General features: G+C 59.6%; 26 protein-coding genes. 1 reads left to right on the top strand and 25 read right to left on the bottom strand.

Going from position 1 to position 20517, the window contains the following annotated elements; genetic code table 11:
• Nucleotides 1-132: 132 nt before the first annotated feature.
• The 21 genes from E4O97_RS24780 to E4O97_RS24680 all read right to left on the bottom strand — a co-directional run bounded on the left by E4O97_RS24780 (nucleotide 133) and on the right by E4O97_RS24680 (nucleotide 16163).
• A complete protein-coding gene (locus E4O97_RS24780) occupies nucleotides 133-441 on the bottom strand; it encodes a phage tail assembly protein (RefSeq protein WP_248162525.1) in 309 nt (102 codons plus the stop codon).
• Between the two features lie 12 nt (nucleotides 442-453).
• Nucleotides 454-957 carry a phage major tail tube protein gene (locus tag E4O97_RS24775; protein WP_043046688.1) on the bottom strand — a complete coding sequence of 168 codons (504 nt, stop codon included), beginning with the start codon at nucleotides 955-957 and terminating at the stop codon, nucleotides 454-456.
• Nucleotides 958-969: 12 nt separating this feature from the next.
• Entirely contained in the window at nucleotides 970-2142 is a 1173-nt protein-coding gene (locus tag E4O97_RS24770) for a phage tail sheath family protein (protein WP_248162524.1), read from the bottom strand.
• 93 nt (nucleotides 2143-2235) lie between these two features.
• Nucleotides 2236-2625 carry a phage tail assembly chaperone gene (locus E4O97_RS24765; RefSeq protein ID WP_248162522.1) on the bottom strand — a complete coding sequence of 130 codons (390 nt, stop codon included), beginning with the start codon at nucleotides 2623-2625 and terminating at the stop codon, nucleotides 2236-2238.
• Between the two features lie 9 nt (nucleotides 2626-2634).
• Nucleotides 2635-4521 carry a phage tail protein gene (locus E4O97_RS24760; protein ID WP_078821607.1) on the bottom strand — a complete coding sequence of 629 codons (1887 nt, stop codon included), beginning with the start codon at nucleotides 4519-4521 and terminating at the stop codon, nucleotides 2635-2637.
• Nucleotides 4518-5207: a phage tail protein I gene (locus E4O97_RS24755; RefSeq protein WP_248162521.1), complete on the bottom strand. Its 690-nt coding sequence runs from the start codon at nucleotides 5205-5207 to the stop codon at nucleotides 4518-4520. Before E4O97_RS24755 ends, E4O97_RS24760 begins: the two co-directional genes overlap by 4 nt.
• Complete coding sequence (locus tag E4O97_RS24750; protein WP_248162519.1) at nucleotides 5204-6091, bottom strand: baseplate J/gp47 family protein; 888 nt, start codon at nucleotides 6089-6091, stop codon at nucleotides 5204-5206. Before E4O97_RS24750 ends, E4O97_RS24755 begins: the two co-directional genes overlap by 4 nt.
• Complete coding sequence (locus E4O97_RS24745) at nucleotides 6088-6414, bottom strand: GPW/gp25 family protein (RefSeq protein ID WP_248162518.1); 327 nt, start codon at nucleotides 6412-6414, stop codon at nucleotides 6088-6090. Before E4O97_RS24745 ends, E4O97_RS24750 begins: the two co-directional genes overlap by 4 nt.
• Nucleotides 6415-6419: 5 nt before the next feature.
• Nucleotides 6420-6665, bottom strand: coding sequence for a hypothetical protein (locus E4O97_RS24740; RefSeq protein WP_248162517.1), 246 nt, complete (start codon nucleotides 6663-6665; stop codon nucleotides 6420-6422).
• 58 nt (nucleotides 6666-6723) lie between these two features.
• Nucleotides 6724-7287 carry a phage baseplate assembly protein V gene (locus E4O97_RS24735; protein ID WP_248162516.1) on the bottom strand — a complete coding sequence of 188 codons (564 nt, stop codon included), beginning with the start codon at nucleotides 7285-7287 and terminating at the stop codon, nucleotides 6724-6726.
• Nucleotides 7284-7814, bottom strand: coding sequence for a hypothetical protein (locus E4O97_RS24730; RefSeq protein WP_248162515.1), 531 nt, complete (start codon nucleotides 7812-7814; stop codon nucleotides 7284-7286). Before E4O97_RS24730 ends, E4O97_RS24735 begins: the two co-directional genes overlap by 4 nt.
• The gene (locus E4O97_RS24725; protein ID WP_248162514.1) at nucleotides 7807-8463 is read right to left on the bottom strand and encodes a phage tail protein; all 657 of its coding nucleotides are present in this window, start codon (nucleotides 8461-8463) and stop codon (nucleotides 7807-7809) included. The genes E4O97_RS24730 and E4O97_RS24725 overlap by 8 nt, the downstream gene beginning before the upstream one ends.
• Nucleotides 8460-8780, bottom strand: coding sequence for a hypothetical protein (locus tag E4O97_RS24720; RefSeq protein WP_078821616.1), 321 nt, complete (start codon nucleotides 8778-8780; stop codon nucleotides 8460-8462). Before E4O97_RS24720 ends, E4O97_RS24725 begins: the two co-directional genes overlap by 4 nt.
• Nucleotides 8781-8782: 2 nt before the next feature.
• On the bottom strand, nucleotides 8783-9778 hold the full coding sequence (locus tag E4O97_RS24715) for a major capsid protein (RefSeq protein ID WP_150689209.1): 996 nt from the start codon (nucleotides 9776-9778) through the stop codon (nucleotides 8783-8785).
• A gap of 62 nt (nucleotides 9779-9840) precedes the next feature.
• On the bottom strand, nucleotides 9841-10179 hold the full coding sequence (locus E4O97_RS24710) for a head decoration protein (RefSeq protein WP_248162512.1): 339 nt from the start codon (nucleotides 10177-10179) through the stop codon (nucleotides 9841-9843).
• A complete protein-coding gene (locus E4O97_RS24705; protein WP_248162510.1) occupies nucleotides 10176-11318 on the bottom strand; it encodes a head maturation protease, ClpP-related in 1143 nt (380 codons plus the stop codon). The genes E4O97_RS24710 and E4O97_RS24705 overlap by 4 nt, the downstream gene beginning before the upstream one ends.
• Nucleotides 11315-12796, bottom strand: coding sequence for a phage portal protein (locus E4O97_RS24700; RefSeq protein WP_248162508.1), 1482 nt, complete (start codon nucleotides 12794-12796; stop codon nucleotides 11315-11317). The genes E4O97_RS24705 and E4O97_RS24700 overlap by 4 nt, the downstream gene beginning before the upstream one ends.
• Nucleotides 12796-13002 carry a hypothetical protein gene (locus tag E4O97_RS24695; protein WP_056783432.1) on the bottom strand — a complete coding sequence of 69 codons (207 nt, stop codon included), beginning with the start codon at nucleotides 13000-13002 and terminating at the stop codon, nucleotides 12796-12798. Before E4O97_RS24695 ends, E4O97_RS24700 begins: the two co-directional genes overlap by 1 nt.
• A 1-nt stretch (nucleotide 13003) precedes the next feature.
• Complete coding sequence (locus E4O97_RS24690) at nucleotides 13004-15004, bottom strand: phage terminase large subunit family protein (RefSeq protein WP_073521655.1); 2001 nt, start codon at nucleotides 15002-15004, stop codon at nucleotides 13004-13006.
• Between the two features lie 3 nt (nucleotides 15005-15007).
• Nucleotides 15008-15613: a terminase small subunit gene (locus E4O97_RS24685; protein ID WP_248162506.1), complete on the bottom strand. Its 606-nt coding sequence runs from the start codon at nucleotides 15611-15613 to the stop codon at nucleotides 15008-15010.
• Between the two features lie 205 nt (nucleotides 15614-15818).
• Nucleotides 15819-16163 carry a phage holin family protein gene (locus E4O97_RS24680; protein WP_043046669.1) on the bottom strand — a complete coding sequence of 115 codons (345 nt, stop codon included), beginning with the start codon at nucleotides 16161-16163 and terminating at the stop codon, nucleotides 15819-15821.
• Between the two features lie 106 nt (nucleotides 16164-16269).
• Here E4O97_RS24680 and E4O97_RS24675 point away from each other — a divergent pair, with 106 nt between their 5' ends.
• Nucleotides 16270-16647: a hypothetical protein gene (locus E4O97_RS24675; RefSeq protein WP_248162502.1), complete on the top strand. Its 378-nt coding sequence runs from the start codon at nucleotides 16270-16272 to the stop codon at nucleotides 16645-16647.
• Between the two features lie 520 nt (nucleotides 16648-17167).
• On the opposite strand, the gene E4O97_RS24670 is transcribed toward E4O97_RS24675, so the two are convergent.
• Genes E4O97_RS24670 through E4O97_RS24655 form a run of 4 tightly spaced genes read right to left on the bottom strand, consistent with a single transcriptional unit; the run spans nucleotide 17168 to nucleotide 20470 of the window.
• Nucleotides 17168-17533 carry a hypothetical protein gene (locus E4O97_RS24670; RefSeq protein WP_248162500.1) on the bottom strand — a complete coding sequence of 122 codons (366 nt, stop codon included), beginning with the start codon at nucleotides 17531-17533 and terminating at the stop codon, nucleotides 17168-17170.
• Nucleotides 17526-19742, bottom strand: a complete 2217-nt coding sequence (locus tag E4O97_RS24665; RefSeq protein WP_248162498.1) for a VapE domain-containing protein — start codon at nucleotides 19740-19742, stop codon at nucleotides 17526-17528. Before E4O97_RS24665 ends, E4O97_RS24670 begins: the two co-directional genes overlap by 8 nt.
• Nucleotides 19732-19959, bottom strand: a complete 228-nt coding sequence (locus tag E4O97_RS24660; protein ID WP_248162496.1) for a TraR/DksA family transcriptional regulator — start codon at nucleotides 19957-19959, stop codon at nucleotides 19732-19734. The genes E4O97_RS24665 and E4O97_RS24660 overlap by 11 nt, the downstream gene beginning before the upstream one ends.
• Nucleotides 19952-20470, bottom strand: coding sequence for a phage regulatory CII family protein (locus E4O97_RS24655; RefSeq protein ID WP_248162495.1), 519 nt, complete (start codon nucleotides 20468-20470; stop codon nucleotides 19952-19954). The genes E4O97_RS24660 and E4O97_RS24655 overlap by 8 nt, the downstream gene beginning before the upstream one ends.
• Nucleotides 20471-20517 lie beyond the last annotated feature (47 nt).

The following is a 20517-nucleotide window of genomic DNA, read 5'->3' as shown; positions in this document are numbered from 1 at the left end:
GAGTGATTACGGTAGGTGGCTCAATCCGAGAGCCACCAGACCATCTCGGCAAACGGCATGGCCTGAATCTCGGCGGCGGAAAATCCGGTTTCCGCCGCCAAGCGTTTGGCCGCCAGTTTCAACAGTGCGGGGTTAAACCCCGTCGTCCTGCACCAGGCGAAAATAACCGGCCTGCAAGCGGTGGTAGTCCACCAGTTTCAGGCCCTCCAGGTCCTGTTGACCGGCTTCGCAAAGGCCGGCGAACAGCATCAACTCTCGCTGCTCTTCGTCGTCGCCCGAGGCGCGATCAGCAGCGCGCACTTCGCGCACTGTGGGAGAGCGAATGGTCAGGGTATCGACGGTCACGCCGTTGACCTCTGAGGGCCGAGACAGAGTGATGGTGGCGTTTTCGGCGGTGAGCTTCAGCCAGGTAGGGAGTCTTTTCAGTTCAGGGGTAGCCATTCGATAAATTCCTTAGAGGCCCAGGTCGCTGCGCATGGATGCCAGTTGGTCCACACCGTCGATCACGCGGATCGAGGCGACCATGTCGATTTCGTAAATGAGGCGGCCGGCGATCTCCAGCTTGTAGTAGCTGACGGCAATCGAGTACTTGAACTCGGCTTTGTCGCCTGCCTTCCAATCGCCTGGGTCCAGCTCTTTGAGCATGCCGCGCAAGGTCGCCACCACTGCTGTGGTCTGCCCTTTTTGCCCTTTGAACGAACCGCGATAAACCCCGTTGAAGGCGGTTTGATCGGACAGCCCAAAAAACTTCATGGCCTCGCGACGTACGCCGTTGGTGGTGAAACTGGCCTCCATCTTTTCCAGGCCCATGTCCATCTCGATAGGGCCGGCCATGCCGCCACCACGATATTCGTCCGTTTTAACCACCAGCTTCGGCAAACTCAGGCTGGGCACATCGCCCTTGAAGTTGATGCCGTCGACGAACAGGTTGGTGTTGAAAAGCACTTGAGGAATCATTGTGCAGCCTCCTTAGGCGGCGGTTTCCAGGACTTCGGTGAGCCACTGATTGGTGACCTCGACCCGGAAAATTGGGTTCTCGGCAGGCGGAACGTCGGTGAAACGGATATTCCAGTAAACCTTGCCTTGCTCCAGCTGGCTGACGGTGTTCAGCTCGGTGTCGGCGAACACCTCGAAGTTGATCACCGCGCCCTGGTTCTTCAGGTCTTGCATGAATGCCTGCAGGCCGTCAGTGACGTCCTTGATGTAGGTCTTGGTGATGCCACGGTCGACCGCCCACTTGTGCCCGGCCAGGATTGCGTCCATGACGATGTCGACCGTGCGCACACGGGTAACAAACGCCCACTTGGGATCCGCTGACAGCGTACGGTTACCCCACAAGCGATACCCGCCGTCGCGGATGATGGTGGTGATGTTGGCGTTGTTGAGCAGGTTGGCCCGGCAGGTTTCGTCGCCATCCAGAAACTCGACCGGCCGCGAGGTGCCGGTGATGCCGACGAACTCCTTGTTCGATGGCGAAGACCAGAAGCCATACTCGGCATCCGTCCAGGCAAACAAACCAGCGGCGAAGGCCGAGGCCGGCGCGTTGATGGTTTTGCTCTGCAGCGTGTCCCACAGCTGCACGCCCGGATCGACCAGGAAGCAGCGCTTGCTGCCGAACTCCTGGGCGTAGGCCATTGCGGCTTCGTCCGTGGTGTTCGGCCCGTCGAGAATCGCCAGGGCCCGAAGCTTGCCGGCCAGTGCATCCAGCGCAGTAGCAACCGCCTGGGTCGCAGTATGACCTGGAGCAATCAGCAGCCGCGGCTGGGCGTTGAAACGGCTCTTGCCGTCCAGCAATGCTTGCATGCCAGTACGCTGGCCCGTCGCCAGGACGCCGCCAATAATTGAGGAGGTTTGCTGAGCAGGGTCTTCAACTTTGGCAACGCCGCAGCCAATGACCACGGCTTTCGCACGAACGAAAATCGCCTTGCATGCACGCGTGATCGCGGAGTCTTCGCCCCAAGCGGCAACCGCTTCACGCTCACTGGTGATCAGCGTCAGTTCGTTGGGTTTGGCGGATGCCGCCGGTACCACAGTATAGGTGTCGCACAGCCCAATAATGGACGACGACGGCAGCGCAATGGTCCGTGCCCCGGTATCTACCAGGGTGACGGTAACGCCGTGAAAACGACCGGAAGAGGCCATAATGCGAGTTCTCCAGAAATGACAAAGCCCCGCATGAGCGAGGCTTTGAGGGGGTAAGCGGTGGATACAAAAACGCCCCGGCTATGCGGAGCGCTAAAGAGTTTGCTGGTCGATCCAGCCAGGCTTTTTAGGCCGGTATTTTTGAGTCGGAAACTTCGTTGACTGGGGCCAGTCGCGCAGGAACTGCATATAGGCAAGAAGCTCTCCGTACTGGTCCGTTGTCAGTGACGTGGCACTACCTAACTCCAACTCATCGCGGTGTCGCTCGCGCATCCATTTGACCGACTCCAGCTCACCATCGCGCCAACGGCGTTCGGCATTGGCATCATCATCAGCGGTTGAAAGCGGTAGCGTCTGCCCCCCCTCTGTCACCCAACCCATATAAGCGACCCAGTCCTTATTACCCATGTCGTTGGGAATAAACACGCTATCGGGCAATCGCTGCACACCGGCCGGACTGTGTTTGTACTGAATGTTATCCATGAGATCACCTTAAAGTTCAGCGTCTGCCGTCCACTCGATTTGAAGCGTGTAGCCAGGCACGGAGCCGCTCGGCGGCACACATGACAATGCAAAGCCAGTTGCCCACAAACTTTGAATATTGGTCAGCGTGCACGGCTTACCAAGCGATTGCGCCCATACTTCCGATGTTTGCTCACCTGGTGAATACAACTTCAACGTTGGAACGACGCGTTTGATTTCTCGAAAATCCATACGCAAAGCCGACTGTGAAGACTGTGCAGCGGCGGCTTGTGTAAAGGTCGCTATGCAGGTCGACGGTCCATTGTTCGATTTGATGGGGTGATCCTGGAGGAATGATTTCTCAAAGTATCGCAGGCATGCGCGGTGCTCCTCCTGATAGGTCCGGTAGTCGTAAGGGGTCGCCACGCTGCCAGTTTCAATCTGGACATTGGTAATGTCCGTGTAGTGGGCGCCCGTTCCCCAACTGGCAAAGATAACTTCTAGAAAGTCATTGGCGACACCCTTGTTCTTGTTCACCACGGCGCCCAAGTCGAGGGTGACAACGTATTTTTTATAGACCGTTGTCAGCTCCACCGAGGTACCCACATCGACGTTCGGCTCGGTTGAGTTAACCCCAAAGTTTTGACGAAGAATCACAGCGCACGTGTGTGGCACGCTGGTTTTCATATAGAACGATACGGTGACCTTTCCGCCGGCCAGTGTTTCGACATTCTCGATGCGCTGACTAAGGTTCCAACCCTGCCCCTCACCTTGGCGCGAAAGCCGCAGGCCAAACTTTGCTTCGTTGATATTTGCATCTTGCTCAAGTGGCAGCTGGCTCCAATTACACATGGCGTTCTTTGGGCTGTAAATCATCCAGCGGTCCGGGCCGAAAGCACTTTCAGGGTCACCGTTGGCTTTGCCAATAACGCCAGACTTACCCCGCTGCCAGACCTGAAAGGCGCCATTGATCAGTCGATTTTTTCGGTAGACGTGAACAGGAAACGCCTGTTTAGGGCTTTCTATCTGAGTCCGCACCGATTCGGTGTTGGCACTACGTTTAGATCTGTCATCAACGGCAGGTGTTGGAACGTTTTGCCCAGCGGCCCATTGGAAAGTCAGAGGTGTTGTTCCCAAGACTATCGGGCCATCAGTGATCAGTTGCCAGACTGTGTCGGCGTTGGCAGTACCACGCTCGACCGTAACAAGCAAACCTGGCGTCACTTTGTCGCTACTGTCGGCATCAACCGTGCGTACCCAACTTTCAGCGCCGACCAGATACAAACCGTTGTCCTTTGCCTGGACTTGATCCTTAACCAGCACGCGAGAACCGGCAGGCACAGCCAATCCATCGATTTCTTGGACACCTGCCAAGACCATCGACATGGTGGTCGCCACCAATACCGACTGCTTGTTATCCAGCCGCTGCACAGCGCTAGCTAACGAATCGTCAACATACTTACGTGTCGCTAGGACCACGGCCGGGTCAATGTTCAGCACGATGTTATTTGAACTGCTAACTACAAAGTTCATGCGCAGTGTTTGCGTACGCCCAGATCCCTGAGATAGCTTGGGTTTGAAGCTCGGCGCACAGTTGGCAACTGCCACCAGGTCACCATCCGAATCAAACAACCCCAGCTCACGCACCCAGAAGCCGCCTTCATCAGCCGGAATAACCTGCTCGGCAACCAAGATGGCCGAGTTGGCCGGATCCGGTGCCAACGAGTTCAGGGGGGCTCGGCGTCGCTCGTTAATTAGCACCTTCTGTAAGCGGTCTGGCAGCGGATCAGTGCCATTGGCATCCCCCACCGCCATGTGGGTGATTTTCCAGGTCAGCAAACCGGCATCGGCCTTGACCTGCTTCGCCTCGCCGACCGCTGTCAGGATGGCGTAGAACTTTGAATTGGCATCAATCATGGATATACGTCCAAAAAGTCTATGGAATGTTCGTGGCCCGATACACCGTTCACGCAGTCAACCGAGATAACGCCCTGTGAAGGCGGATAGATGTCCAGCGCATCAATGGAATGCTCACGCCCACCACCACCGATAACGCCTGTGACTTCTATGTCCTGCAGCACGGGCGGGTACACATCGATTTCGTCGCCGTCGTAAGCACTGGCGAAGATGTTTATGGCTCCACTGGACTCAAGGCTGATCGCAAGGCCCGTCATGTGTCGACTGACCGGCTTGGCGTCATCGATGAGCCAGGTCAGCTCTTGGTACATCTCCTCGGTGATACCCGTTTCCAGTACGCCAACCTTTAAAGCGAAAGTGCCCGGAACACCTTTGGGGTTTGTCTCCCACCACTCCTGCACTTCAATCAAGTAACCGAGCGGCTCAACCACCCGGCGCAACGCGCCGATGGTGCCCTTGTGTGCGTGTACGTAGAACGCTGAGCGTATGGCCGAGCGCTTTACTGCTTCCGACCAGTTGTTGTCCCAGCGGTCGACCGACCAGGCCCAAGCCAATTGGTGCAGCAAGTGCGCAGGGCAGGTGTCAGGGTTGTACAAAGTGCGTAACGGCACATCAGTGACTTCGTCGGTCGCCGCTTCAATGGCCCGTTCCAGTTGAGTGCTGTTTATAGGCAGTAGGCTTTTCACGACGGCCCTCCCAGCTTCACGGTAAAGCCGACGCAATAAGCCGCCTGGTACTTGGTCGGCTTGATGTCTTGCCAATTTGGCAGGTCCACCCGACCGACGCCGCTGATATGCAGCTGCGCGTCGATGGCCGAACGCGGTACCTCGACACCCAACCGACGCCGAGGATTGACCCAGCTCGCCAAGCGCTGCTCAGCCGCAGCCAGGATCGCCTCGTTTTCCGAACCGGTACCGGCCATGTGCAGCACCGCGTCAATGCGGTATTCAATGACCTCGGCGCTTTGCACGGTGAGGCGATCCCCGACTGGCCGGATGTCGTCATCACTGAGGTATTTCATCACCGCATCCAGCAGCGGCTGCTCGGCGACACCATTGCCCTGCAGGTGCAGCACGGTGACTACCACTTCCGCAGGGAATGGGCTTTCAGCCGTTGCATCCGCCACCAGGGCCGACGCGTTGCGAGCATGCAAGATGTAGCTGTTTCGCGGGCCGGCCGTGGTTAGCCCTTCGTACACCAGCTGCACTCGCTCGCGCAGAGCGTCGTTGGACTCCATCACCCGAGGCGTCGGCGGAACGGTGTTGAGATTTTCTTCCTGAATCACCAGACGCTTCAGCCGGACGTTGTTGGCCAACTCATCAAGGTCACCATCAATGGCATAAGCCAGCATCAGTGCCTTGGCCCCGTCATTTACTCGGGCCCTGTTCTGGATGCGCCGGTAAACGCCCAACTCCAACAGCTTGACCACTGGATCGCTTTCCAGCTCGGCGGTCCAGTTTTCGCCCATGTACAAACGAAATGCGGCCAGTTCCTCGGCGTAGGTTTGTTCAAAGTCGAGATCCTCCAGCACAGGCGGCGCCGGCAGCGCTGATAAATCCACAGTGCTCATGCGGCGACCCTCAGTAGCGCGTTTTCGCCCTTGAACAGGCCCTTGAGTTCAAACTCGATTCGGCCATCTAAAATAGCCACCACACGCACCTGGCTGATACTGAGCCGGGGCTCCCATCGTCCCAGCGCCCGTGCCACTTCGGCCTGGACGGCGCTTTTCCAACCTTCGGTAACTGGCAGGTCGACGAAGCGGCGTAACTGGCTACCGTAGTCGGGCCGTTGCCGTCGGCTGCCCAACGGGGTGGTCAGGATATCTTCAATGCACTGACGCAGATGCTCGATGCCGGAGATGGGCTGCCCAGTGCGGCGATCCATTCCGATCATCTGGGTTACTCCGGCGCGGGTTCGAGGTCAGGATGGTTTTGAAGAAACTCGTAATGATCAGAGGTGTCAGCGGTCACCAGCCCCCTGATAACCACAAGGCTTTGGCCGTGCGGTGTGATCAGCGTTCGCGAGGTGAACATGGTGTCGCGAAAACGACGAGGCAGGCCAACAGCTTTCGGTGACGACTCTACTTTCGGTGCTGGCAATGATTGGGGAGCGGCAGGCTGCTCGTCCGACTTAGGCTTGTTCATTTGGGCAAACTCCAGAAATGAAAAGGCCCGCACGCGGCGGGCAGAAATAAGCGGTTAATCAGTGTTTGTGATTTGGGGTGTTGCCACCCGCATCAATGATCTTGCCGGCGCCGTTGATATCACCCGTCACCGTCAGCGGCCCGGTGATCGTCACATTGCCTGTGAGTCCGATGTCCCCGGAAACCACCGTTACGGCGCTATCAGTGACAGTGGCTACCGTGCCGCCGACCATGATGGTGACGGTCCCGGAAGGCAGCGTGATGCTGTAGCTATTGGCCTGCCAGTCATAGACCAGCGACCCGCCATCATCAAACCGCCACACCTCAACATGATCCCGGTTGTCAGGCGGCGAACCAGCATCGCCATACAGCCCAGGAATAAAAGTACCCATTGCCGGGTTACCACTGGGGCTAAATAGTTTGCCTTGCTCGCCCAGGCTGGGGACTCGCCAGTGCCGAGCCTTACCAGCAGCGACGCTGTGCCAGCGCACCCAGGCGCTTGTCCACTCCCCTGCCCTGACCCTGACAACCGGCGGCGAGGCCGTCGTATCAACAGCAGCCACCACGCAATCCATCAGCATGGCGGCGATCATGCGGTCGCTTTCCCCGCTGGCGTAGCTCATGTAAGCAACTCCGGCGCGACGTACTGATCTCGACTGCCTGGGCCAATATCCGGGCTGACACCTATCAACAGCGTGCCCGGCGGTTCATCCGGCCAAGGCCACTCTTCGGTACCGAGATAAATCGTCTGATTCCACTCCACCAGCCAGACCGTGTAACCATCCAGCTCAGGACGGGTCCAGTCCTGCACCGCTTGAATAAACTCGGCGCATTCGATCTCCAGGCCCCAGTTCTGTGCCCGTAGCAACACAATCAACTGAGTCGCCAACTGCACCACCTGGCGATGATGATCAGCCTGAATGGGATCAACGATGATCCGCGCTTCGAACTTGCAGACCATGGTGGTTTCAGCGGTCCCGATATCAGCCCCCGGCTCAATCTCGGCCATCTCCAGGAACACCGCTGGCAATGGGATGTGATCCTCAATATTCGGCCAGGCAGCAACGGTTTGGACACCTGGCAGATGCGCCTGCAGGTGCTGCTCGATAGCTTGATAAAGCTGGTCGAGGCTCAACGTTTCGTCAGACACGCGGCGTCCCCTTCAAATACTTCTGCAGTTCAAAGTTGAGTTCCTGCGTGAGGATCTCCAGCAGGCGTTCGTCCGCACGCTTCACCCAGGCATCAAAGTGCGGTCGCACTTGCTCCAACGACACCTTGGCCTTCGCCAGGGGAAAGCGGTTGTCGTTTTCTTCGACGAAGCCAGAGCGGATGCCCCCCTGCGCGGCATCCGGGTAATCGGTGGTGTTGAAGTGTTTGCTCGACGTGCGGATCCAGATATCAGCATTGCTGCCGTAAACCTTCTTGTAGAAAGCCCCCTGGTAACGCCGGCCGGCGACTGAAACACCCGCGCTGGTTTGCCGCGCACGCCCGACGCGGCTGGCTTCGATGGCATTGATGCCGAACCACAACTTGCCGCGCATATCGCCGCCGGTCACCGGGTACGCCCGAAGACGTTGCCGGACGGCGCCAATAGCGATGCGTTCTTGCTTGCCGACGGCCCGTGCAATGTGGGTGCGCAACCAACGGATGGTTTTGTTGATTGCACGCCGCTGAGCCGCCGCTGCCGCTTTGGGCACCATGTCGCCGAACTCTTTCAGCGCCTGAACATGCACCGCCGACGGCGTTATGGTGAGCATCCCACCGTCGCGCTTCTGCTGGGTGTAGCTGCCGATGCTCATGCACGCTTCCTCAAGATCAAGGCCACCAGGCCATTGCCGTCCGGCTCAAGCTGCAGCAGGTCATAGTCGCCACCGCCATCCAACGCCGGCAGATCAACGCTGACCCGTAGACCTTTGACCAAGCCATCCGAATCCTTGACGCGAATCTCGAAGCGCGGCTCCCGCAGGCCAGTGTTGAGCTTGCCGAACTGAGGCTGTTTCCAGGGTGCCGAGAACATACCCAGCACCGGCTCCGAGCGCCCCTCGATCACGGCGCTGTCGCCCAGGGTTTCGAACACCACGTCGTCGATGTCGTCGATCAGATCGCGGAAGGCCACGATCACATCTCCAGCAGGATCTGCGCCCGAGGTCGCGTGCACAGGTGCAGCGGGTTGGACTGAGCTTCACCGGCCACACCCTTGTTGAACGGCAGCGGCTCGATCTTGCTGTAGTACGGGATGCCCTGGGTGTTGACCGTCTCCATGTAGTCGGCCGGTGCGAAGGACGAGATGTACAGGTCAGGGACGCCTTCGGGGACCAGCAGCGCCTTGTCGTCGTGGACAAACGCAACGCCGGCAACCTTGCCGCGATAACGCTCCCAGACGATCCCGCCGAACTCGAAGGCTTCACGGGCATCGCCACGCAGAGACGCGGCTTGCATGGTGTTGAGGTAAGTCTCTTTGACCGACTTGTGGACGATCAGCTTGTTCCAGAAGTTCTTGCCGCACATGGCGCGGGAGCCGCTGCTGGTGACGCTGCCGAGGGCTTCTTCCTGCATATCCAGCGCTTCGCCGCATTTGACCCGCAGCTCGGTATCTGGACTGTTCAAGCCCATCGGTAGCTTCTGGCGATTCACGCCGAAGGATTTATAAATATCCAACAGAACCGTCTTGCCATCGGCGTCCAGCACCTGCCCGTTCAACGCGCCCATGCGCTGGAATTCGTGGGTGGCATCCAGCTGTCGTCGGGCCTTTGCCAGGCGCTTGTTGACCACATCCTGCACGGCCTGCAATTCGCTGCGGGTACCGAAGGCGCGGATGCCCTGGATCTCATCAGCCTTGATGGTGAAGCGCTCAGGGAGATGCACTGTGTTGAAAGGGATCAACGTGCGCTTGGTCCCGCCAACCACCAGGCCCGAGGTGCCGCGCTCACCCGATGGCACCAGGGCCAGGGTGTCGCCGTCTTTCTCGATCTGCACGGTCAACGTGCTGATGCCCTCTTCGCGGAACAGGCCAAGGCTGCTGATACGGCCTGGCAGGTATTCCTGTTCATTGATAGCAGCGGTCAGCGAGGAGACGCTGAATGCATCGTCTTCAAAAATGGCGATATCGGCCATGGGGTACTCTCCAGAAACGAAAAATCCCGCACTCGGCGGGATGGATAAACGAGGTAAACGTCTTAGCGGACGATCACGAAATGGGCGGCCAGGGCCTTTTCGGCGGCGAGGTCGAGGCCGGCCAAATGCGCTTCGCTGACCTCGGCCAGCCGCACAATGGCACGACCGCGCCGGGCCACATCGGACTCGCCCAGCGGCCCATACAGAATAGCGACGGCGTTTTCGGTACCGTCCTCGGCGGTTGGCTGGTACGGGGCAAACTCGCTGCTGGCGGTGACTAGGCCCAGGATCTGGCCCGGCTCCAGGGCTGGCCCGGCTGCGACATTGATCGCTTCGCGGGAAATGTTGCCAGCGCCTTCGGACAGCAGGAACTCTCCCGCGTGCATCGATTCGATTTTCATGCTCTTGCTCCTTTCGAGGTTCCGTTCTGTGCCGCCTGACGGGTAGCCCAGATTGATTGGGTGTCGACCTGTTTGGCCTTAATGGTGGGTTCCGGGTCGTTGTCCAGCGGCAGGCTGTTGTTGATCTCAAAGCCACCGCCGCTGCTGACCAGCTTGTCGAACAGCCGAGCACGAACTGCGCTTTCATCCAGACCCGCCGAGATAAACTCAGCGGTCAGTTCCGGCAATCGTGCGGCTACACACAGGCCATGCAGGGTTTTCGCGTTGGTCAGTGCTGCCGTAACTACCGCTTCGCTTTCCAGCCTGGTGGTGGCGAGCAGCGGCTCCACCAGGTTACTGATGCCGGCCGCCGCGCACCCCTTGGTGACCATCAGTGCCAGTCCAGCAGCGTCCAATACGGGCGCCGGTTCCGGTGGGTCGACCGGTTCAGGCGGTTCGACATCTGGCTCTTCATCCAACTGGGCGAGCAATTCAGCCGGGGCATGCTGGAAGCGCTGCAACACACTGCCCTGGCCGAGACAGGCTTTGACCTTAAGGCCGTCGCCCACTTCATCTGCCAGGCCCAGCGCCACCGCCTCATTTGCAGTCAGCCAAGTCTCGGCGTTGACCATGCGCCGCAGCTCGGCCTCGTCAATGTCCGGTGCTTTGGACTTGTAGGCCGCGATGATCGCTTCCAGGGTCTGGTCCAGCACATCAGCAACGCGGCGGAAGTCTTCGGCATCACCACCGGTAAAGGTGTAGGGGTTGTGAATCATCAGCATTGCATTGGCCGCAATCACAACGCGATGAGCGCCGCACACCGCGACACTCGCCGCACTGGCGGCCAACGCATCAATACGCCCGGTACAGCGCTCGCCTAAGCGCGACAGCGCGTTGTGGATCGCCAGGCCGTCGAACAAGTCGCCACCGATGCTGTTGAACGCAACAATCACTGGTGACGCGCCGTCGTCCATGGCGCGCAGGTCCTGGACAAACTGATTAGCGCTGACACCCCAGGTGCCGATCTCGCCGTATACAAATACCTCAATGGATTGCTGCTCAGCTTCACCGCTGGCATGGAACGTGTACCAACTCTTATCCGCGACTTTTACCTGCTTGCCAGCCTTGTCATAAATGCGCGGGATCGCTTTTTTACTCATGGTTGTTCCTTGTCATCTATCGGCTCAATGGCATCAAGCGTGGTGTAGTTGAGGCCAAGATCAGTGGACCTGGCGAGGTCAGCAGCGTTTTCCGCGTCGATGGTTTCCGCGTCGTAGCCGTTGCGCAGACACATCTCGCTGCGCGAACCGAAGCCGGCCTGCACTTCCATCCGCCGCGCCTGGACGTCCTGCACCGGCTGAATGTAGGCCCAGCCTTGCGGCACCCAACGTGTGCGCAGGTATTCGCGCCGACGTTGCGCGTAATCCTCCAGCACCAGGGCGCCGGACAGCACCGCCATGTCCATCCAGGCGGCACGCACCGGGCGACACAGTTGATGCACATACACTCCGAATTGCAGCTGCTCCAGGCGTCGCCGGAACTCGTTGAGCACCACCCGCAGCGCCCGGTCGTTGACCTCTCGCATATCGCCGGTAAGGATCTCGTAAGGCGTGCCCGAACCCGCCGCCGCAGCCATCAGTTGCTGCCGCATGAAGTCCGGATAGTTGTTGCCGGCGTCCGGTGGTTTAGAGAACTCCACCTCTTCACCTGGCCCCAACTCCTGCATGGTGCCGGGCTCCAGGGCCACCATCGGTGTGAAACCATCGCGGTCGGTGGTCAGCAGTTGTCCCGTTACCGGGTCACGCGGTTGGTGCCCGCTGTCCGGCGCCGGGCGCTTGATGAAGCCAGCAAACAGGTTTGCCACCTCCTGGCGAAACAGCACCGCGTCGTCGTAGTTGTCCAGGCTGCGCAGTCGTTTCAATACCGGTGCCAGACGCGGTACGCCGCGCAGTTGCCCTGGTTCCATGGGTTCGAAGATGTGCAGCACCTGGGTCGCTGGCACCCGCACCAACTGGTTGTAACCGGCGTTCAACGACGATGAATCGCGTGGGTGCGACAAGTACATCCAGTACGCTACGCGCTTGCCGGCCGGATTGAACTCGATCCCAGCGCGGATGACGTTGCCATTTTTGGCCGTCTCAAACTTATCGTGAGGGACAAATTCAGGCGCCAGAGCCTGCAACTGCAGAGGCACCGCTAAACCTTCGCTCGGACTGCGCGGCCGCAAGCGCACAAAGCATTCACCAGCGGTTTCCACGGTGCGCGCCACCAACGCCTGCATGCCGTAGAAGTCGGTCAGCTCGTCTGCGTCCGCTTCATCCACCCAGTCGTCCCACAGCTGCTGCTTGAGTTTGCGCAGTGCCGCGTCGTCCGTGGTCGGCCTGGGCGTGATGCCGGTGCCGATCAGGTTGCTGACGCGCTTTTCGATGACGTTGAACGCGTACGGGTCATTGCGCACCGCCGCCCGCGAGCGAGCCCGCAGGTTGCGTAAGGCCGGGGTGTTGATACTGTTGATGCCGTTGTCGGTGGCTTCCCAACTGGCCGAACGACGGCCCTCTCCGGCGCCTTCGTAACTGGCCTTGATGTTCGACGGCAGCAAGAATCCATTACGGGTTAGCGTCGGATAATGTCGGGCCATTAGAGTCCTTTGCCTCCATGCATGAGCCGAACCACGCGAGAGCGCGGCCCGGCGGCGTTGGTCAGCGACGTGCGAATCTCGTCGCGAGCCTTGAGCAGTTCGTCGATGGAGCGGTATTCCACCGTGCGGTCGCTGTAGCGCACGGTCTTTTCACCGCGTGCGATGGCGCGCTCGATGGCTTCGAGGTGCTTCGGAGTAAACGACATATCAGCGTCTCTTCAGGTAACCGCTGGTGGAACTGCGGCGTTGTGGGGGTGCAGCGGGTCGCGGTTGGGCGACCGGGGCAACGGGTTGCGGCGCCACTTGCGGTGTCGCGGTAGCCTGTGGGGCAACCGTTACACGCTCAGCAGCGACCACCTTTTCATCGAACAAACCGGCCTGTGCCAGCGAGTTCCGTACCCGGTCCCAGTCGTGTTCCTGATACCGGTTGATGCCGAGGTAATGCGCCATCGCCAGGCAATACACCATCAGGTCGAGGGCTTCGTTGCGCTCGGCCTTGCCCTTGATCCACTCGATACGCTTGTGGCCGCGCACGTACTTGGCGACCTTGCGCTCGGCCACGCACTGGGCGAAGAACTCGTCCGGCAGGTCGTTGGCAAAGTGCAGCGCACCTGGGCCGGACTCGAACGGGTAGCGGTTGTAGATCCAGTCCTTTGCGGTGTCGGTACCGACAAACCACAGCTCGGCGCCGCCGCGTTCGGTCTGGCCCTTCCAGGTCACATCAACCATGGACGGCCGCTGAGCGATCACCGGCTTACCGGGTTTGCTCGCACCCTTGATGGCGAAGATGTTGCGCCAGCGCCGCACGCGGCAGAACTGGTAGACCTCGTCAGTGTGGTGACCGCCGGAGTCGACGGCGACCGCGAGAATGCCCAGGCCGACGCCACACGGATGCCGGTACCGCTCTTTCAGCAGTTCATCCAGTACCGCCCAAGTGCGTTCATCCGACGGGTCGCCCGCGATCACCCTGTGGTCGATGACCCAGCGCTCCATGCCGACGCCCCAGCCCATTGCCATGAACTCCAGACGGTCGGCCTGTACGTCGACGGCGCCCGTGATCATCATCACGGCGGCAGGCATCGCGCCGAGGGAGAACCCTTCCCGGCGTGCCCGCTCGATCAGTACCGATGCTTTGGTCTGCTCTTGCGCGCTGTCCCACACCTTAGCCAGGCGGGTGTTGTAGAACACCTGCATGGGTTCAAGGTCGCCTTTGGCTTGGGCCTTTTTCGCCTTCTCGAATTGCTTCGCCAGCGACTTCCAGCCCGTCCAACCCAGCGGTGAATACAGCGCGTTGAGGTGGAAGCCGACCGTCTCGCCATCGCCCTTGGCATGGGCACGCCACTCGCCACGGGCGAGCATGTCGCCCTTGTGGTGCTCCTCGATCAGCACGTCGCAGTCAGGCCCGGCGCACTCGTAGTGCACCACGCTGAAGTCCTGGGAGTAATGCAGCCGCTCCCACTCCAGGGTCTGCATGTGCCCACAAGTCGGGCACGGCACGTAGTAGTAACGCTGGTCGCTACCCTCGAACAGATCGTCGATGCGTGAGGCGCCCTTGATCGTCGGCGAACTGGAGAAGTAGAACTTGGCATTGCGGCCGAAGGTACTGCCCCGCGTCTCAGCCAGCTCGATGGGGTCGCCCTCTTCGCCTACGTCGACCTCCCAACGGTCGATCTCATCGCCGTACACGTAGCGCGCCGACAGCTCGGCCAAGTTGGCCGCAGAACCGGCTGTGGTGACGTACAGCGAGCCGCCTTCGAACTCCTTGGTGTCCATGGTGTTGCGCGAGTCCCGCGAGCGGCTCGCCGCCACACGCTCGCGCAGCACCGGGGTGGCCTTGATGGTCTTGCCGATCCGCGACGACACCCGCTTTGCCAAACCCAGGCTGGGCAACAGCGTGAGAATGTTCGACGGCACCATGTGGATCAGCGCGCCGATCCAGTTCAAGGCGATCTGGGTTTTCATCAGTTGCGAGGCGACCATGGTCACTACGCGCTTGCACGGGTGAGCCGGTGACAGGCACCGCATCGGCTCGCGTGCGTAGGGCGTTCGCACGGTGCGATATTTCCCTGGCTCGGCGGCGCCGGTATCACGCGGGATGCGCATGTACTCGTCGGCCCACTCGTCCACCCACAGGCTGGGGTCTGGACGCAGCCCACGGAAATACGCCTCACGGTACACCTCAGCGCCGTCAGGTTTTTCCGTTTGCATGGGTTAACTCGTAGTGATCAGATCGCGTTCAAGGTCGGCCGAAGACATGCGCTCGGCCTCTTCCAGGGACAGCCGTAGCGCCTTGGTCAGGTGCTGCTCAATTTCCCAAGGGTCAGTCATCGCCGCCAGTTCAGGGGCCAGTTGCGGGGGCATGCTGAGCAGTTGATCGCGCAGCATGCGTCCGGCGTTGTAGGCCCCGGTGGTGACCGCCTTCATGTCCACTAGCGAGCCCTGCACCTTGTGAAACTCGGCTTCGGCCAACTGAGCCAGGTAGTACTCGCGGTGTGCGCGGGCCTTCTGGAAGTCAGGTTGCCCGCTCTTCGCGCCAGCAGGCTGCGGCGGCGCAGCCGTGTTAGTCGGCTCGACCATGGGGGACAGTTGGCTGTAAACGTCACGCTGGAGCCGGTCTTGCAGGTGGCGAGCCGCGACGGCGGCCTTGCTGGGGTCGGCGGTTTCGAGGATCAGTGCTTCGGTTGCCAGCACGTCGACCTTCTTGCCATCTGGCGAGAGCACCAGGCGGTTGTTGTCTTTCAGCCAGGTGATGTAGCTCGGCGTCCTGCCGATGCGAACCGCGAAAGCGCTTTTAGACAGGAACAGTGGATCCGTCATAAGCCCTCCTTTTCAACGGCTTTTCAATGGAAACCTTTCAATTTCAATGGATTGAATTTCAGTAAGCTGGCAGCCCTGCCGCTAACGCTTTCCCGCGGGTTTCATGCCCCGTGTCCCTCGAATGTCTCCAGGGTCCCCGGCGACTTTTCGGTGCGCCATTTTGGCGCACTCGCTACAGACCACGTATTCCGTGGCCCCCAACGCATCATGCCTGACCGCTGCCCGAGGGAGGCACATCGCACACGCCCAACCGCTTGGCGGCCCAGCGTTCATACAGCCCGATGGCGACATCGGCGCCGGCCATCGCGGTGAGGCATCCGATGCTCCCTGCCGCCAGGACCGACATGCCCGAAGCGTGCAGCAACATCATGGTGGAAAGCCCGCAGACCACGCAGGCCCCGGATCGAAGGAGCAAGCGGCGAATCAAGGACCAGCCACTTACCCCTGCTTTGTCGGCGCGCCATGCCTCGCCGGATATGCCGCCGACCAGGGACAGTACGATCACCATCCAGATCGGCATATCAATAAGCGCTTGCTGCTCGTTTGTCATACCATTTTCCTGTTTGGTATCGGTGTTATGGATCGAAGGCTACTTTCGCGTCCGCGCATGTATCGAACGTTCATCACATGTAATTGCTGATTTTTGGAGAGTTCACATGAACCCACTTGACCTACTCAGCGTTGTCATCGGCGCTATAAGTTTGTTGCTTACAGTCATTGGTGTGCCCGGTTTCGTATTGGCATGGGTACAGGCATCTGATGAAGCAAAAGAAAAATTCCGAAGCGTCTGGGCTTGGATACGGTGCAAGGTCTACAGAGGATGGGTATATGTCTCCTGCTTTGTGCTTGTCGCAACTGGCATCTGGAAAATGGTGAAGTTCGTCATCAGCAGCGAGCCGATGACACGACTCGATGTTTTTCTGCTCCTGATGAATTTCATGAGCCTGGGGGTCTTCACCGTAGCCTCGCTAGCCGTAATCGTCATGTTTCAGGTTGAGGACAAGAAACAAGCTCAGAAGCTGGTAACGCCTTAGCCCCTTAAAAGCAAAAACCCGGCGCAATGGCCGGGTTCAGTGTGGTGGTGTGTCCCGCTGCTTGCGGTCGCACCTATCGAAGATGGGTACTTTTTACAGGTGGATTCCGGTGGCAGCAAGGGAGTTTTAATGCCATGGCGCAATATGGGTGCGATACAGGTATGACGCAGGTGCGACGCAGGGACAACGCATTCTATCGGCTATCGCTTCTGGTGCCCTGTCTTACTTGTCCCACTATTCTAGATCGGAGTAGGACAGCTACAGACGCCTAAATACAGGGCTCTGCCCTACTGTCCTACCTTTATTACTTTTCTCTTGTGTATAGAGAGAAAGCTAAAAGCACGCGTGCGCGCCATGGGCGCGACTACTTGCCCGCTATGCTCATGTGTGCGTGGGGTGGGTAAAGGTTGGACAGTAGGACAGCCCAGCAACGGCGCGGCCTGCGCCTGTCCAACTGCGCCAAATGGCAGTCGGACAAAGCAGGACAGTAGGACAGAGGCACGCGGAGTGATCCCGAAGATCATGCAGCCTTCCCCATCAGCATGCCGGCTATGTGCAGGTGTGCCTCATGGAGCCGCTGGTAATAGGTATCCCGGCTGCATCCGCAGTGGGTGTACTTCTGCGACAAAAAACTTTCGTGGTTGCAGTAGTGCTCGCGTACGACAAGCGACAGCTGCGGCGGCAAGTGCTTGTTGACGATCAGCTCAATGTCGGCCGATTCATCCAGCAGCACCCGACTACCCCGCGTGCCGCGTATCAACTCCCCTTTGCACTCCATCAGCATGGCGATCATGTTGCCGCCACTCGGCCCACCAGCACTGTCCGGCACAGGCGAATGCAGATCCTGCGCCCACAGTTTAAGCATCTCATCGATTCGCTTAATCAAAGCAAGGCTCCTCGATCACCGCCTGCTGCAACGCAGACGCACGCCCCCAGCCCGCAGGCTTTTCATAGGCCCATGGCCGCACACCGCTTTTTGGCAGAGCAGGCATACGCCGCTTGCGCCAGCCCAGCCGGTGCATGATCGCCCCGACCCGCATCTGCTCGGGCTTGCCCCAATGTCCGAAGTCCAGCTTCAGCGCCTGGGTCAGGATCTCGTTGCCGGTAGCGGTCTCCCCGATCTGCGACTCTTCCATCCAGGCCAGGATTGGCCCCTCCCATTCATCCACCACGAAGCGCTCGTCTTGAGCCTCGGCGAACATCTTGGATTCCTCCTTATTCACCCACCAGATATCGCCCGCTTCAAAGCAGAACAGCGCCTCGGCCCACAGCTGGTCGCGGATCTCGCGCAGTTGCTCCAGATCGACCTTGTTGCAGAACACCGGCCAGTAACGACGGTTGCCCGTGGCGTCCTTGAGGTACTCCTCTTGGTTGGTGGTGCCCACGAAAACACACTGGCGTGGCACGTCATTCGTTCTGCGGCCGTAGCTCTCGCGGTAGGTGTCGGTGGACGCAGAGAAGAACTGTTTGGCCTTGGTGCTTTCAGCCTTGTTGAAACTGTCCAGCTCACCCAGCTCGACGATCCACTTGCCGCGAATCGCCTGGAAGCTGTCCTTGTCACCGAGGGCAAAAGGCGTATCCATGAACCACTCGCCACCGAGGACGCCCATGGCCGTGGACTTACCGGCGCCCTGCCCGCCTTCGAGGATCATCACCGAGTCTGCCTTGCAGCCTGGACGCATCACACGGGCAACCGCTGATATGAGCCAGCGCTTACCGACCTTGGCCGAGTACTCACTGGCCTGGACGCCCAGCACGTCGGTCAGCCAGGTTTCAATGCGTGGCACGCGATCCCATTCCAGCTTCTCCAGGTACTCACGCACCGGGTGGAAGGCGTGGTCGTGGGCAACAACGCTGACCGCCTCGATCACATGGGACGCTTTGACCCGCAGGTTGTATTGCTGCGCGAGCCACTTCATCACTCGCATGTCGTCGATGTCAGCCCAGTCGCCGGCACCGCCGCCGAAGGGCGCAGACCGCAGTTTGACGATCTTGGAGCTGAACACGCTGTAGCCGATGACACCGGCCCAGCGTTCGTCATTGCCCAGGATCAGCTCGACGTTTTGCATGTGCGCAATCAGCGAGCCGTTTTCGGTGCGGGCCAGTTGATCTTTCCAACCACCCGCTGCAGGAGGCTTGACCACCGCAAGCACCTGGCGGCGGACGGCCTCCAACCCCTCGGCGACGTGCAGGTCGTTGAAGTCGGTCCACTTGATCTCGCGCTCGCCGGAGAACATCGGGGCGACGACTTGACCGCCGACAACCAGCGCGGCGTTGTTGGCCTTCTCTTCGCCTGGGTTCCAAGGGTCACCGTTGGGGCGTTTGGTTTTCCAGTCGTCATCGCGACATATGATCAGCGGGCAGCCGGGAAAACGCTCGCGCATTGCCTTGGAGACAGGCAGCAGGTTGCCCGCGTCGAAGGCGATGGCGACAGTGAGCGAAGTCGCCATGTGCAGGCTTGCGCCTGTGGCGTAGCCCTCACACACCAGCACCGGTTCGCCGGGCTCGGGGTGGGGACCGATCAGGTGGAAAGCCCCCTCTTTTGACATACCGTGCGGCCAGTACTGTTTATCCCGACCGGTGTCTTCTTGCTTGACCGGGAAGATCACCTGCAGGCCGACGATCTGGTCACGGACGTTGCACATGGGCACCAAAAATGCGCCAGTACGTGGCGCATAGCGAACCTTGAAGCCAACGATCTGCTTTCGATCCAGATAGGCGCTCTTGCCCTTTTCTGGCATGCGCTTGAACAGGCCGGCAGCACGGTTGGCCGCTCGGCGTGATGCGTTGGCTGCAATCTCAGCGGCCTTACGCTTCGCATCTTCCTGGCGAGCGCGCATGACTTCGCGCTCCTCGGGGCTCATGCGTCCGGGTTTAACCTTGATCTTCTGCGTATCGCCAGAACGCCAGTCACCGAAGCTGCCGAAGATCAGCGTCTCGTTCTTTTCAGTGCGGTGTTCGTGGATGACATACCAGCCGTTTTTTTCTTTGCCTTTATCCTGGGTGGTTTTGCAGCGGGTGAGCTTGCCGAATACCAAGGGTTGAGCGGGTTCAAGACCATAGTCCGCGAACTGATTGATCACATCATCGAGCATAACGGGCAGCCCTCTGATCATCAGCGGTCTTGCACTCAATGCAGAGCGTGCAACCGGGCTGTGCCAAACGACGGGCCTCGGGGATGGGGCCATCGCATTCGTCACAGAACATCAGCGAATGCTGAGCCGTGTGGGGCATCAGCGCCAGGCGTGCAGCGACGGCCTGATCAATGCGCTCTTGCACCAGGTCATTTGCGAAGTCAGCGATATCAGCCACGTTCCACCCCACAAGTCGTCTGGTTGACGTAGCGGGCGCGGTTGTACATGCCCAACAATCCTTGGATGCCTCGAAACACCAACTGGCGTATCTCAGCCAGCTCACGGTCATCGACCTTGCCGTCGCCAATGTGCTTGGCCCAAGTTTCGGACAAATCGGCGACGTGCCGGAAAAACATGGCGATACCCGTGGTCAGGGTCTCAGGCATGTCGTTTGTGTACGCCTCAGCCAGTTCCTGCCAGATCGTGTCGCCGACAAGGGCATGCACCGCATCGAGAATGCGGCGATCCTTGGTCAGTTCGAGGATCTCGCCGAACTCCTGAATGTTGACGGTGTGCGAGGGATGGGTGGGAGACAATTTGTGCTGCAGCGTGGTGGCATTGCGACCGGTGGTGGCGGCGATTGCTGCGGCACCGCCGGGATAGTCCCGTGCGGCGTGGTACAGGGCTAATTCGAGCGTCAGTATTTCCTTTTGCGCTCGATCAACACAGCTTAAAGCTACTCGGCTCATGGCATTAATCCTACTAAGTTGCCAGTGCCCCGCGACGTGTAGTGGTG

This window comes from Pseudomonas sp. W15Feb34, assembly GCF_023127765.1.
GTDB classification, from domain to species: Bacteria; Pseudomonadota; Gammaproteobacteria; order Pseudomonadales; family Pseudomonadaceae; genus Aquipseudomonas; species Aquipseudomonas synxantha_A.
This window is presented reverse-complemented; position numbering and strand designations above follow the sequence as displayed.